The organism is Streptomyces sp. NPDC091416 (genome assembly GCF_044756845.1).
GTDB lineage: Bacteria > Actinomycetota > Actinomycetes > Streptomycetales > Streptomycetaceae > Streptomyces.
Genome location: NZ_JBIVTU010000005.1, coordinates 297,082 through 310,709, shown reverse-complemented (window position 1 = coordinate 310,709; position 13,628 = coordinate 297,082). Strand labels below are relative to the sequence as shown.

The following is a 13,628-nucleotide window of genomic DNA, read 5'->3' as shown; positions in this document are numbered from 1 at the left end:
CTCGCGGTTTTCGGACGCCGACCAGGGTGCTCCGGCTACCGCACGCGGCGGCCGCGCTTCGCCTCCCAGTTGGCCATGCCCTCGGCCCCCTTGCGCTTCCAGTCCCGGCGGATCTCGGAACGTACCCGGGCATCGGTCTTGGCGACGATGCGCTGGTTCTCGCGCAGCAGCTTGAGGTAGCTGTCGTAGCGCCGCTCGGGCAGCGTTCCGTCCTCGATCGCCGCCAGCACCGCACAGCCCGGTTCGGCCGCGTGGGAGCAGTCCTGGAACCGGCACTGCGCAGCCAGCTCCTCGATCTCGGAGAACACCTGGCCAACGCCCGTCTCCGCGTCCCAGAGGCCGACCCCGCGCAGTCCCGGGGTGTCGATCAGGACGCCGCCGGAGGGCAGGACCAGCAGGTTGCGGGTCGTGGTGGTGTGCCGCCCCTTGCCGTCCACGTCACGAGTGGCCTGCACCTCCATCGCGTCGTGCCCGAGCAGGGTGTTGGCGAGGGTGGACTTGCCCGCGCCGGAGGCGCCGAGCAGCACGCTCGTACCGCCGGAGACGATCGCGGAGAACACGTCGACGCCCTCACCGGTGGCGGAGCTGACGGGCAGCACCTGCACGCCCGGTGCGAGGCGCTCGACGTCCTGGACGAGGTGGGACAGGGTCACGGCGTCCGGGACCAGGTCGGCCTTGGTCAGGACGACGAGGGTCTCGGCGACGCCGTCCGCGTCCGATGCCGCGTCACGGAGCAGCGCGTCGCCGCCGCTGCTGGACATGGCCAGGGCGAGGAACCGCTCCACCCGGCCCAGGTCGAGCTCCACCGCCAGGGAGACGCAGATGGCGATGTGGTCGACGTTGGTGGCGAGTACCTGGCCCTCGGAGCGCTTGGACGAGGTCGAGCGGACGAAGGCCGTGCGCCGCGGCAGCAGCGTACGGACGAACTGCGGGTCACCGTCGGGGTCGACGGCCGCCCAGTCGCCCGTGCAGACGATCCGCATCGGGTCACGGGGCACGACGAACGCGGTGTCCGCGCGGACCGTGCCCCGCGGGGTGACGATGTCGCACTGCCCGCGGTCGACCCGCACCACGCGTCCCGGCAGCAGCCCCTGTTCGGCGTACGGGGCGAACTCGGCAGCCCAGTCGTCGTCCCAGCCGTAGGCGGACAGGGGGTGCGACGACGAGGAGCCCTGAAGAGTGGAGAGGGAGGAAGAAGAAGAGGATGAAGACGGGAAAGACAAGGGAAACCCTTCACAGGGTGGCCCCGGCGGTGCGCTCTGCGGCGCAGAAGTTCTTGAGGAAGGTCAGCCGGCGGCCACGGGGGTGGGAACGATGCTCTTCGGCTTGTGGGCAGCGCCCATCGCGGCGACAGTCATCAATGTCCTCACCTCCGGTCTCACACACGGCCCGGCATCGGCGGTCTTCTCCGCCGTCCGTAACGCTGCACACCATAGCCCGCGGCGGCCGGGCGGCGTCAACGGATTTATCACGGGCCTCCGTTCCGGTGTGCGGGAACGGGGTGCCGGAACGGGCACATCGGCCGGAATATCACATGCCCTCCCTCGATCGGGTGATACGCATGGAGATCGACCGGTCGCGGACGGTTAGGGTGCCGGACATGACCTCCCCCCAGACAGCCCCCGGCACGTTCACCCAGGCCCAGTTGGGCACCCTCATCCTGATCGGCTGGAGCGGCGAGCACCCCCACGACGGGCACGACGTCGCCTTCCTGCTCGCCTACTCGCTGGGCGACGGCTCGGAAGGACCCGCGGTCGGCGAGGCCGCCATGCGCATCGCCCTGGACCGCTGCGGACTCCCGGCCGGCGGTGACACGGTGCGCGCCGACGAGAGGCCCGGCCTGCCGGTGAAGCTCCTCGTCCAGGCGGGCCAGGCCGTCCTGACGCTGCCTCACTTCAAGGCGCAGTACCCCGTACCGCCCCAGTGGCTGGCGGCAGCCACCGCACAGGGCGAGGTCCACGCGATGTTCGCCACCCGGCCCTGGCCGCAGGGAGCCCCCGGACTCCCGGTGGGCGAGGAGGAACTGCGCCTCTTCGCGGGCGACCCGGAGGTCATCGCGAGCTCCGCCCACTGTGTCCTCCCGGTACGGAGCCTGGGCTGACCTTCCCCGGCACGACGATGCCCACCGCCCCCGTGGAGCGGTGGGCATCCGCACGCCGAGTGCCTCACCCACGCACCGCGGGCGGCCCGAGACCTTCCGGGCCGCCCGCGGTGTGTGTCCGGGATCAGTTGTTGCCGATGCCGTTCCCGGAGAGGACCGGAATGCCGTTCACCAGGTGCGAGAGGGGCTCGTCGCCCTTGGCCTGGGTGGAGTTGTCGGCGCACTGCTGGTTCTGCGGCGAGGACAGGACGTCGATGTCCTGGACCGCGACGGGCACGAGGATGCCCACGAGCGAACCCACGTTGGCCTTGACCGGCGCTCCGACGCAGAGCTTGTTCAGCGAGCCCTGGACGAGCTGGGCCTGCGGGCTGCCGTCGCCCTTGGTCACGCTGTTGCCGAACGAGTCCACGGCGCCGTTGCCGTTGACCGACGTGGTACCCCCTTCGTTCCCGATCGCCATGGCCGAGGGGGCCGCGGCGGCCGAGATACCGACCAGGGACACGGCCACTGCTGCGCCGGCCATCATCTTCTTCATCACGCTTCACCTTTCGGAGCGTTCCGTTCTGGAACGTACTGATCAACCTCTTACGGAGGCATCGGTTCCGCGGTTCCACTCAAACGGGTTCGATCCGCCGAGAGTTCGTTACCTCTCGCCGGAGGTACGCGCTCCGGGGACGAGGCCGCAGGCGTCGGACGGTCCGGTCTCCGCGTCGCCCCGCGGTGTCGTGTCGCCGCGGGCCGCCGCCTGCCACTCGGCGAGGAGACGGTCGTAGATCGGTGTGCCGTTCCGCGGGTACCGGTTCGGGTCCCGCCGTCGCTGACTGTCGTACTGGTCCATGAGGGGGCTCTACCCGGTACGGCGGGGGGCCTGTGCCGTCACTACGGCAACCGGCCCAGCGGGCCCGTCCTTTCGGAGGAGCCTCCGGCCGCGCCTGAGGGCTGTCCCGCAATTCCTGGCGGGACAGCCCTTGCACGAAGCGGGGCCGACACGTCCGGGCGGCCGGAATTCCGGCTGCCACGAGGACGGGTCGGCCCCACGGGTGATCCAGGAACCGCGGCGCCGCGGAAACCGCGGGCGCCTCGGGAACGACTAGTCGTTGGCGACGCCGTTGCCGGACAGGATCGGGATCCCGGACAGGATGTGCGACAGAGCCTCGTCACCCTTGGCCTGGGTGGAGTTCTCGGTGCACTGCTGGTTCTGCGGGGAGGACAGGACGTTGAGGTCCTGGACCGAGACCGGGATGGCACCGAGCAGCGAGCCGACGTTGGCCTTGGCCGGCAGGGCGATGCAGGGCTTGTTGAGCGAGCCCTGGATGAGCGCGAACTGCGGGCTCCAGTCGCCGTGGGTGGCGGAGTTGCCGTACGACTGAACGGCACCGTTGCCGTTGACCGAGGTGGTGCCGCCTTCGTTCCCGATCGCCATGGCCGAGGGGGCGGCCGCGGCGGAGACGCCGACGATCGAAGCAGCGACGGCTGCCGAGGCCATAATCTTCTTGATCATGAAAAAGCCTTCCTGGGGTTTTCTGTTGCCCGCCTGTCCGGAGCGACCTGATCAACTCGCGGTGGCGGAAATGGTTGTGGCGCTTCACCCGAACGGTGTTTCCGCGATCCGTGCGGTCACGGAGTACGCGGCACCGGAGAAATGTGCGTGCCTCGCGACGAGGCGGGAACCGCCGTCGTGGGGACGGGTCAGCGGCCGAGCGGGAGGCCGCCCATGAGCGGGGCGGCACCCCGAGCGGCACCGGTGGCCTGACCGGCGACCTTGGTGACCGTGCCGTCCTTCTGCAGCGCCTCGGCGGCACCGCCGACGGTGTCGACGACCGGGTCGACGGCCTGCGGAGCCGCGGCCACCACCTGGTTGACACCGCCGTCGAGGCTGAAGCTGGGGGCCGTGGCGTTGGTAACGGCGAAGGCGGGAGCAGCCGTTCCGAGAGCAACCACGGAACCGGCAACGAACGCAGCTGTCTTCGCGTACTTCACTTTCGGGTTCCCTTCTGCAGCGGCATCCGTTTCGGTCGCGTCCCCGCGCCGCACCAGCCTTCTTTAGCTGTGACTTCTGCCGCTTTCTCTCTGGGGTAACGATCCGATTGCGGCCGGGCAACTGGGTGTTCCCGCTTTTCTCCGGGCCGCTTTCCCCGGGACTCCGGAAGATTGCACTACTCATCACTGATTCGAGTGCGAGGCGGGACAGCGGGCACGACCCGGTGGTGCACTGTCCGTACTCCGTCCCGCGCGCCCGCCCGGATGTCCGCCTCCAGCCGCCGGCGCACCGCGCCTCGGGCCGGCGGACCGCCTCGGGCCGTTCCGCCGCTTCCAGGAGGGCTGCCGCTCCCGGGACGGAACGCAGAAAAGAGGAAAGCCCCGGATCGCAGGGAATGCGATCCGGGGCAGACCGGTGCCGAACGGATTCGGCGTGCGCGAATCAGTGGTTGGCGCAGAAGTTGCCGAAGGCCGGGTTCAGCAGACCGATGACGTTCACGGTGTTGCCGCAGACGTTGACCGGAACGTGGATCGGGGCCTGGACGAGGTTGCCGGACAGCACGCCCGGGGAGTGCGCGGCCAGACCCTCGGCGCCGGAGTCGGCGAAGGCCGGAGCGGCGGCACCCATCGCCATGAGGGTTCCGGCGGCGACGGCGGCGATCTTGGTGTACTTCACTTTCAACCCTTTCTTCGACGGAGTCCGGAGCGGCCACGACTTTCGTGCCGCACGAGCGCGGTCCTGATCACTCGTAACTCCGCAGCTGTAATTCGTAACGATTTCAAGCGGTAAGCGAAACTCTTCGGCGGGAAGATTCTCCTGAATCCGCCCGAATGACGCAGTTCCGGTCACGTGCTGTTACCGCCGAGATCGGTTGGTTCTGATTTCTCGGGCGAATCCCGAGAAGGGCAGCAACAGGCCCGGGCCTGCGGACGGGGAACGCCGAAGGCCCGGGCCTGTTGACAGCTTGATCAGCTGTTGCCGGCACCGTTGCCGGAGAGGACCGGGATGCCCGACAGGATGTGCGACAGCGGCTCGTCGCCCTTGGCCTGGGTGGAGTTCTCGGTGCACTGCTGGTTCTGCGGGGAGGACAGGACGTTGACGTCCTGGACCGCGATCGGGATGAGGCCGATCAGCGAACCGACGTTGGCCTTGGCCGGCAGGCCGATGCAGGGCTTGTTCAGCGAGCCCTGGACCAGGCCGAACTGCGGGCTTCCGTCACCGTGCGTCTCGGCGTTGCCGAACGACTGCGAGGCGCCGTTGCCGTTGACGGAGGTCGTGCCGCCGGCATCGCCGATGGCCATCGCCTGCGTCGCGCCGAGACCGAGGATGGAGGCGGCGACGGCGCCCGTAGCCAGGACCTTCTTGATCACGATGAACCCTTCTCGTACTGGATACCCCGTACCGGAGCACACTGACCAACTGGCTTCCGGACGTTTGGTTATCTCCATTCACCCGAATGCTGTGACGAACGGACGCCCGTGCGAAAAATAGCCCGGCCGACGGAAAACGAAAAGCCGTGCGAACACGCATACGTAGTCCGTCCGAGTGGTTACAGAATTCTCACGGGCCCAACGTTTCTCACTCGCTTTTGTGTCGTTATGGTGTCGTCAAGCTCGCCCGACGGACGCCGACCCAGCGCACATGGCAGGCCCGAAGGCTGCTGGACCGCCTGATGAATGAAATGCGGGTCAATACCACCCGCGCGTTAGGTCCTAAGGAAGGGCAATCATGCGAAAAGCCTTGAGTAAAAGCGTGCTCGTCATGGCGGCGGCGTCAGGCATCCTGACCGCCTCCGGCGGCTACGCGTTCGCCGACTCCTCGGCCGACGGCGCCGCGATCGGTTCGCCCGGTGTGGGTTCGGGCAACGTGGTGCAGGTGCCCGTGCACATCCCGGTCAACCTGTGCGGCAACACGGTCAACGTGATCGGCGCGCTGAACCCCGCGTTCGGCAACGAGTGCGAGAACGAGTCGGGCGACGACTCCGAGGGCGGCGGCTCCCAGGGTGCGGAGGCGTCCGGGGTTGCCGCCAACTCCCCCGGCGTGCTGTCGGGCAACCTGATCCAGGCCCCGATCGACGTTCCGGTCAACGTCTGCGGCAACACGGTCAACGTGATCGGCGCGCTGAACCCCGCGTTCGGCAACGAGTGCGAGAACGAGTCGGGCGGTGGCGGTGTCGACACCCCGGAGCCCCCGAAGCCTCCGCACCACCACAAGCCCCCGACCCACCACAAGCCGCCGACGCACCACAAGCCGCCGGCACATCACCACGACCACGACTGCACCTGCACGCCCGGGCACCCCCACAACCCGCCGAAGCCGCCGAAGCCCCCGAAGCCCCCGACGCACCACCACGACCACAACTGCCCTCCCAGCCACCACCACAACCCGCCCACGCACAACCCCCCGACCCACAACCCGCCCACGCACAACCCCCCGACGCACAACCCGCCGACCCACAACCCGCCTACGCACACCTGGCACCCGCACAACCCGCCGACCCACACCTGGCACCACACGCCGCCCAAGCACCACAAGCCGCCGCAGATGGCGCACACCGGTGCCAATGACAACCTGGGCATCGCGGGTGGCGCCAGTGCCGCCCTCGTGCTCGGTGGTGGCCTGCTGATGCGTCGCAGCCGCGCCGCGCAGAAGTGACGTAGCCCCGCACACGAAAAGGTCCGGCCGGACAGCGCGAAGCTGTCCGGCCGGACCTTCTCACGTCCGGGTGTCAGGCCCGGGAGAGTCCCGCGCGGTCGAGGCAGTCGGCGATCGCCGCCGTCTCCGCGGCGTCCAGCCGGCGCATCGGCGGGCTCATCACGTTGGTGGTGATGATCCCGCGCAGCATCAGCGCGGTCTTGAACGCGCCGAGTCCGGCCGCCGTGGCGGACGCGGTGCCGGGGCGGGCGGCCCGGATGATGTCGAAGAGCGCGACGAGACGGTCCTGTTCGGCCTTCGCCGCCGCCCAGTCACCGGCGACCGCGGCGTGGTGGAGGCGTACGTACCCGTGCGGGTCGACGTTGCCGAGACCGGGTACGGAGCCGTCGGCGCCACCGAGCATCATCGCGTCGACGACCAGCTCGTGCCCGGTCAGGACGGAGAAGTCCGGCAGTTCGTGGGCACCGATGGCCAGCCGGCGGAACGAGCCGTCGTCCCCGCTGGAGTCCTTCACACCGGCCAGCACGCCGTCGGCGGCGAGCGGCAGGAGCAGCTCCGGGGTCAGCTTGCTGTGGACGCAGACCGGTACGTCGTACGCCAGGAGCGGCAGTTCGATCGCGGCGGCGATGTCGCGGAAGTGCCCGTCGATCTCCTGGTCGCTGGTGCGCGTGTAGAACGGCGCGGTGGCGACGACCGCGTCGGCGCCCAGCGCGGCCGCGCTCCGGGACCGTTCGATCGCGCGGTTGGTGGTGGTCTCGATGGCGCCGACGATGACGGGCACCCGGCCGGCCGCCGCGGAGACGATGACCTTGATGACCTCGTCCTGTTGACCGGGCGTCAGGTAGGCGGTCTCGCCGGAGCTGCCGAGGGCGAAGAGCCCCGTGACGCCGCCGTCGAGGAGGTGCTCCACCACGCGCTCGAGAGAGGGGCGGTCGAGCTCGCCGTCCGCGGTGAGCGGGGTGACGACGGGCGGGATCACTCCCGAGTAGCGGGGGGTTCGGGCGGTCATGCGGTGCTCCTTGCGGACGGTACGGGATTCGGGTCCCCGGTGGGGGACGCGGGGGTCTGGGGGTGGACGCAGTGCCAGCGGTGTTCGCCGGACCCGAAGGTCTCCGCCGGGAAGACCGTGGAGCACGCGTCGTCGGCCTTCCAGCAACGGGTACTGAAGGGACAGCCGGGCGGCGGGTTGGTCGCGGAGGGCACCGGGCCGGTGAGCACGATGCGCTCCGTCCTCTCCAGCAGGCTGGGCGTGGCGGAGAGCAGGGCTTCGGTGTACGGGTGCCGGGGGCTGCCCGCGACGTCGGCGGCGCGCCCCTCCTCGACGATGCGGCCGAGGTAGAGGACGGCGATGCGGTCGGCGAGGTAGCGGACGGTCTGGATGTCGTGCGAGATGAACACCATGCCGAGGCCGAGACGTTCGCGCAGGTCCACGAGGAGGTTGAGGACCTGGGCGCGGACCGAGACGTCGAGTGCGGAGGTGGGTTCGTCGGCGACGATCAGCTCGGGTTCCAGGGCCAGGGCCCGGGCGATGGCGACGCGCTGGCGCTGGCCGCCGGAGAGCTGTCCGGGCAGCGCGGCCAGGGTGTGTCCGGGGAGGCCGACCAGGTCGAGGAGTTCCTCGACCCGGGCCTGGCGCTCCGCACGGGTGCCCCGGCGGTGGACATCGAGCGGGTCGCGCAGGATCTGCTCGACCGTGAGCCGGGGGTTGAGCGCGGTGGACGGGTCCTGGAAGACAACGCCGACGGCGGAGCCGAAGTCGCCTCTGCGCTCGGCGCCCGACATCTCCCACAGGTCGCGGCCGTGGAAGAGGACCTCTCCCTCGGTGGGCTTCTGCAGTCCGGTCAGCACCCGCGCCATCGTCGACTTGCCGCAGCCCGACTCGCCGACCAGGCCGACGATCTCGCCGCGCCCGACCTCCAGCGTGGCGTCCGTCAGCGCGTGGACGGCATCGCGGCTGAAGAGACCTCCGCTGCGTGCTTTGTGGCGTACGTGAACGCCGTTGAGCCTGATCACAGGGCGCTCCCTTCCAGCTTCTTCGCGGCGGCCTCGGCCGGGTGGTGGCAGGCGAAGCCGTGGTCCTTCGCGGCGCCGCGCCCGGTGAGTGCGGGGGTGGTGGTGCGGCAGAGGTCGGTCGCCGCGCCGCAGCGGCCGGCGAAGCGGCATCCCGCGCCGAAGCCCTGCGGTGCGGGCACGACGCCGCGGATCTGGTGGAGCCGCTCGGCGCCGGCCTCCAGGGAGACCACCGAGCCGAGGAGTCCGCGGCTGTAGTGGTGGGCGGGGTCGGTGAGGACCGACCGGGTGTCGCCGACCTCGGCGAGCCGTCCCGCGTACATGACGGCGACCCGGTGGGAGAGGTCGCCGACGAGGGCGAGGTCGTGGGAGACCAGCACCATGGCGAAGCCGAGCTCGTCGCGGAGCCGGATGAGGAGTTCGACGACCTGGGCCTGGACGGTGACGTCGAGGGCGGTGGTCGGCTCGTCCGCGATCAGGAGGCGCGGGCTGCGGGACAGGGCCATGGCGATGAGCACGCGCTGGCGCTGGCCGCCGGACAGCTCGTGCGGGTAGCTGCGCAGGGTCCGCTCGGGCGAGAGGCCGACGAGCTCCAGGAGTTCGGCGGGCGTCTTCGTGCCGCCGCGCGAGGTCAGCTGCCTGAGCTGGGTGCCGACGAGCACGGAGGGGTTGAGGGAGGAGAGCGCGTCCTGGTAGACCATCGCGATCTCGGGGCCCATCAGGGCGCGGCGTTCCTTGGGCGGGAGCTTCAGCAGGTCCCGGCCTCGGTAGAGGATCTCGCCGCTGACCTCGGCGTTGCGGGCGAGGAGGCCCATGACGGCGAGGCTGGTGATGGACTTGCCGCAGCCGGACTCGCCGACCAGACCGAGGGTCTCGCCCTCGTGGACGGTGAAGTTCAGCTTGTCGACGACGGGGATCTCGCCGTAGCGGTCCGGGAAGCGGATCGCCAGGTCGCGGACGACGAGGAGTTCGTCGGCGTCGGCGCGGACCGGCGTGATGGTGGGCTCGGTGGCGTTGATGTGCCGGGCCAGCTCGGCGAGGGCGGCGTCGATGTCGACGGTGGCGGCGGCCTCGACCGGGTCCGGTGCGGTGGTGGCGGTGGGGTCCACGGCGGCGCGGGCGCTCCTGGGCGCCGCGGAGGCGTCGGTGAGGCCCTCGGAGAGGATGTTGAGTGCGAGGACGGTGATCAGCAGGGCCAGGCCGGGGAAGAAGGTGGCCCACCAGCCGCCGGCCAGGAGGATCTGGCGGCCGTAGGCGAGGACGCTGCCCCAGCTGGGGTCGGGGTCCTGTACGCCGGCGCCGATGAAGGAGAGGCTGGCCTCGAAGATGATGGCCTCGGCGACCATGACGGTCGCGAAGACCATGACCGGGGCCATGCAGTTGACGGCGACGTGGCGGAGCACGATGTAGCCGCGCCGGGCACCGACGACCTTCTCCGCTGCGACGTAGTCCTCGCCGTACTGGGAGAGGACGTTGGCGCGGACCACCCGGGCCAGCGACGGGGTGTACACGAAGGCGATCGTGAAGATGATCACCGGAATGCTGGTGCCGAACACGGCGACCAGGACGGCCGCGAGCGCGATCGGCGGGAACGACATGACGACGTCGAGGGTGCGCATGACGGACTCGTCGCCGAGCTTGCGCGAGGTGGCGGCGAAGGAACCGAGCAGGGCTCCCGCGACCAGGGCGCAGGCGGTCGCGCCGAGGCCGATGACCAGCGAGTAGCGCGAGCCGTGCAGGACGCGGGCGAACACGTCGCGTCCTGCCCGGTCGGTGCCGAACCAGTGCTCACCGCTCGGGGCCTGGACGGGGGTGCCCGTGGTCAGGGGGTCCTGGGTGAGCAGGGGGGCGAGTACGGCGCCGAGGAGGACGACGATCAGGACGCCGAGGGCGACGCGGGAGGTTACCGGGAGGGCGCGGAAGGCGACGCCCGGTCGGGAGAGCTTCTTGGCCAGACGGCCCGTGGCGAACATGTCACACCGTCCTGATGCGCGGATTGACCAGCAGGTAGAGCAGGTCGACGATGACGTTGACCACCAGGAACGCGATGGCGATGGTCAGTACGGTGCCCTGGACCAGGGCGATGTCGCCTCCGGTGACACCTTCGAGGATGAGTTTGCCCATGCCGGGCAGGTCGAAGATCGCTTCGATGACGACGGCGCCGCTGAGCAGGTAGCCGACCTTGACGCCGAGCACGGTGAGCGGGGTGACGAGCGCGTTGCGCAGCACGGAGCGGATGACCAGGAGGACCGGCAGGCCGTTGCCCTGGGCGGTGCGGACGTAGTCCCGGTCCAGTTCGGTGACCATCGCGGTGCGGATCAGGCGGGCGAGCGAGGCCGCGACCGGCACGGCGAGCGAGACGGCGGGAAGGATCATCGTTTCGAGCCATCCGCCGAACGAGTCGGCGATGTTGGTGTATCCGCCGGTCGGGAAGAGCTGGGTGTTCAGGGCGAACTGCTGGATGAGCAGGACGCCGAGCCAGAAGGACGGGATGGCGACCCCGGCCATGGACAGGACCCGGAAGAGCTGGTCGGGCCAGCGGTCGCGGTACATCGCGCCCAGGACGCCGCCGAGGACGGCGAGGACGATGGCGATGACGAGCCCGAGGACGGTGAGCTGGAGGGTGAGCGGGAAGGCGGCGGTGATCCGGTCGATCACGGGCTGGCTCGGCGGGACCGTCGAGCCGAGATCGAAGTGGATCAGCTGGCCGAGGAAGTGGAAGTAGCGGACGGGCAGCGGGTCGTTGAGCCCGTTGGCCTCGGCGAAGGCCTCCCGGGCCTCGGGGCTCGCGCTCTCCCCGAGCGCGTTGTAGGCCGGGTCGACCGGCGAGAACTGCAGCACCACGAAGACGAGCAACGCGATACCGAGGATCATCACCGGCATCATCGCGACGCGGCGCAGCGCGAGCCGGAGAAAAGCAACCATCGTCGGGTTCCTTGCGGTTGGGCGGTAGTCCGGTCCGGGACACCGGGGGTGCTCGGTGTCCCGGACCGGGTTGTCGGGCGCTCTGGGACGGCGCCGGCGGGTGGCCTCTCGTCCGGAACGGAACGGAACGGTCCGGGTCGGGTCGGCCCGTGGCGGTCCGGACGGGAGGAGGCGGGTGCCGGGTGGTGCGTGGGTACCACCCGGCGGGCGTGCGGTCAGGCGCGGGCGACGTCCAGGAACGAGAGGCCGGTGGTCGGCAGCGGCTTGAAGCCGGTCAGGCCCTTCTCGTTCCAGGCGGTGGGCAGCTTGCGGTGCAGGACCGGGTAGAGCGGGACCTCGTCGGCGACGATGTCGGTGATCTGGCCCCACAGCTGCTTGCGGGTCGCCTCGTCACCGGCCTGGGCCGCCTTGTCGAGGAGCTGCTTGACCTTCTTGTACTCTGCGGTCTTCGACCAGCCGTAGCGGTTCTCCGGCCAGAAGCCGTAGTAGAACCAGCGCATCAGCAGGTCCACGTCGTTGCCGAAGACCGAGGGGTCGCCGGGGGCGACGAGTACCTCGAAGTCACCGCTGTCGACCTTGGCGTACTGGGCGGCGGACTGGGCGATGCCGAGGGTGGCCTCGATACCGGCCGCGGCCCAGCTCTCCTTGATCAGCGGGGCGATGTCCTTGACCCAGCCCGTGTCCGTGGTCAGGACGGTGAACTTGAGGTCCTTCACCCCTGCTTCGGCGAGCAGCTTCTTCGCCTTGGCCACGTCGTGCGTGTAGACGGTGGCGGCCTCGTGGTAGTCGGGGTGCGTGGTGGGGACGTAGCCCGTGGCGGCCGTGGCGTTGCCGACCATGGCGGTCTTGATGATCTTCTCGGTGTCCAGCGCGTAGTGCAGGGCCTGCCGGACCCGCTTGTCGGCGAACCGCTTGTCGGCGGTGTTGAACATCAGGAAGAGCAGGCCGAAGGACTGCACGGACTCGGTCTTCGCCGAGGCGGAGAGCCCCTTCACGTCGATGTACGGGACGTCCTCGATGGCCTGGACACGGCCGGACTGCATGGCGCTGACGCGGGCCGACTGGTCCGATATGAGGCGCCAGATCATCTTCTTGGCCTTGGCGGGGTGCGCGCCGTTGTACTGGTCGAACTTCTCGAAGACGATCTTGTCCTCGCGGGTCGCCGAGACGAACTTGTACGGACCCGAGCCGACGGGCTTGGCGTCGAAGGCCTTGACGTCCGCCTCGACGATCTTCTTCGGCACGATCCGGGCCACGGCGATGCGGGACGGGAAGAGCGCGAAGGGGTACGTGAGCTTGAACTCGACCGTGGAGGCGTCGACGGCCTTGACGGTGTCGATGAAGGGCACGAACTGTGCCATCAGGGAGGCATTCTTCGGGTCGAGGATGCGTTCGAAGCTGAACACGACGTCGTCGGCGGTGACGGCCGAGCCGTCGTGGAAGGTCGCGCCCTTGCGCAGCGTGGCGCGGTAGGTGGTCGCGTTGATCTTCTTCGGCATCTCGGTGGCGAGCGCGGGCCGGGCCACGAGTGTTGCCGGATCGAGATCCACCAGCCCCTCGAAGATGTGCATATTGGCGGCGTACGGCGTCGCACCCGAAGTGATCATCGGGTCGAAGCCCGTCGACAGCGGGTAGGACATGCCGGCCTCGATGAGACCGGTGTCGCCGCCCTCTCCCGTCGAGCCATTGGAGGTCGAGGACGGTCCGCCGCACGCGGAAAGGCCCGCCGTGATGGCGGCCGCGGCACCGACGGCACTGGTGAAACGCAGGAAGGTGCGGCGCTCGACACCGGCTGATCTCAGCTCGGGCACGGGTCCTCCAGGGACTTGAGGTGGGGCGTCAGGGGTAGGCACGGTGGGTCCGACAGGGGTTCACGAGGGACCGCGGAACCTTATGCATCAGACGTCAGATGTCTGATGCCTTGATAGCGTGGGAACGTAGCTTGACAATCGATGG

General features: G+C 69.7%; 14 protein-coding genes. 2 read left to right on the top strand and 12 right to left on the bottom strand.

Annotated elements, in window-relative coordinates:
• Nucleotides 1–35: 35 nt before the first annotated feature.
• On the bottom strand, nt 36–1,223 hold the full coding sequence (rsgA, locus tag ACIQMX_RS17605; RefSeq protein WP_363067138.1) for a ribosome small subunit-dependent GTPase A: 1,188 nt from the start codon (nt 1,221–1,223) through the stop codon (nt 36–38).
• A 377-nt stretch (nt 1,224–1,600) separates the two neighbouring features.
• Between rsgA and ACIQMX_RS17600 the strand changes: the two genes are divergently transcribed.
• The gene (locus tag ACIQMX_RS17600) at nt 1,601–2,101 is read left to right on the top strand and encodes a DUF5949 family protein (protein WP_363067137.1); all 501 of its coding nucleotides are present in this window, start codon (nt 1,601–1,603) and stop codon (nt 2,099–2,101) included.
• Nucleotides 2,102–2,225: 124 nt separating this feature from the next.
• Here the strand turns inward: ACIQMX_RS17600 and ACIQMX_RS17595 are convergent, their stop codons facing one another.
• The 6 genes from ACIQMX_RS17595 to ACIQMX_RS17570 form a co-directional block, all read right to left on the bottom strand.
• Nucleotides 2,226–2,636: a rodlin gene (locus ACIQMX_RS17595; RefSeq protein ID WP_363067136.1), complete on the bottom strand. Its 411-nt coding sequence runs from the start codon at nt 2,634–2,636 to the stop codon at nt 2,226–2,228.
• 108 nt (nt 2,637–2,744) lie between these two features.
• A complete protein-coding gene (locus ACIQMX_RS17590; RefSeq protein WP_402478916.1) occupies nt 2,745–2,939 on the bottom strand; it encodes a hypothetical protein in 195 nt (64 codons plus the stop codon).
• Between the two features lie 252 nt (nt 2,940–3,191).
• Nucleotides 3,192–3,602 (bottom strand): rodlin, encoded by a 411-nt coding sequence (locus tag ACIQMX_RS17585; RefSeq protein WP_363067134.1) that lies wholly within the window; start codon nt 3,600–3,602, stop codon nt 3,192–3,194.
• Between the two features lie 188 nt (nt 3,603–3,790).
• Nucleotides 3,791–4,081, bottom strand: coding sequence for a hypothetical protein (locus ACIQMX_RS17580; RefSeq protein WP_363067133.1), 291 nt, complete (start codon nt 4,079–4,081; stop codon nt 3,791–3,793).
• Nucleotides 4,082–4,523: 442 nt separating this feature from the next.
• Entirely contained in the window at nt 4,524–4,757 is a 234-nt protein-coding gene (locus ACIQMX_RS17575) for a chaplin (RefSeq protein WP_363067132.1), read from the bottom strand.
• Nucleotides 4,758–5,050: 293 nt separating this feature from the next.
• A complete protein-coding gene (locus tag ACIQMX_RS17570) occupies nt 5,051–5,452 on the bottom strand; it encodes a rodlin (protein WP_148016803.1) in 402 nt (133 codons plus the stop codon).
• A 382-nt stretch (nt 5,453–5,834) separates the two neighbouring features.
• Between ACIQMX_RS17570 and ACIQMX_RS17565 the strand changes: the two genes are divergently transcribed.
• Nucleotides 5,835–6,737, top strand: a complete 903-nt coding sequence (locus tag ACIQMX_RS17565) for a chaplin family protein (protein WP_363067218.1) — start codon at nt 5,835–5,837, stop codon at nt 6,735–6,737.
• A 73-nt stretch (nt 6,738–6,810) separates the two neighbouring features.
• Here the strand turns inward: ACIQMX_RS17565 and ACIQMX_RS17560 are convergent, their stop codons facing one another.
• The 5 genes from ACIQMX_RS17560 to ACIQMX_RS17540 all read right to left on the bottom strand — a co-directional run bounded on the left by ACIQMX_RS17560 (nt 6,811) and on the right by ACIQMX_RS17540 (nt 13,483).
• Nucleotides 6,811–7,746, bottom strand: coding sequence for a dihydrodipicolinate synthase family protein (locus tag ACIQMX_RS17560; RefSeq protein ID WP_402478911.1), 936 nt, complete (start codon nt 7,744–7,746; stop codon nt 6,811–6,813).
• Nucleotides 7,743–8,750, bottom strand: a complete 1,008-nt coding sequence (locus ACIQMX_RS17555; protein WP_363067130.1) for an ABC transporter ATP-binding protein — start codon at nt 8,748–8,750, stop codon at nt 7,743–7,745. The genes ACIQMX_RS17560 and ACIQMX_RS17555 overlap by 4 nt, the downstream gene beginning before the upstream one ends.
• On the bottom strand, nt 8,747–10,720 hold the full coding sequence (locus tag ACIQMX_RS17550; protein ID WP_402478908.1) for a dipeptide/oligopeptide/nickel ABC transporter permease/ATP-binding protein: 1,974 nt from the start codon (nt 10,718–10,720) through the stop codon (nt 8,747–8,749). The genes ACIQMX_RS17555 and ACIQMX_RS17550 overlap by 4 nt, the downstream gene beginning before the upstream one ends.
• 1 nt (nt 10,721) lies before the next feature.
• Entirely contained in the window at nt 10,722–11,672 is a 951-nt protein-coding gene (locus ACIQMX_RS17545) for an ABC transporter permease (RefSeq protein WP_402478905.1), read from the bottom strand.
• Nucleotides 11,673–11,887: 215 nt separating this feature from the next.
• The gene (locus ACIQMX_RS17540; protein ID WP_402478902.1) at nt 11,888–13,483 is read right to left on the bottom strand and encodes an ABC transporter substrate-binding protein; all 1,596 of its coding nucleotides are present in this window, start codon (nt 13,481–13,483) and stop codon (nt 11,888–11,890) included.
• Nucleotides 13,484–13,628 lie beyond the last annotated feature (145 nt).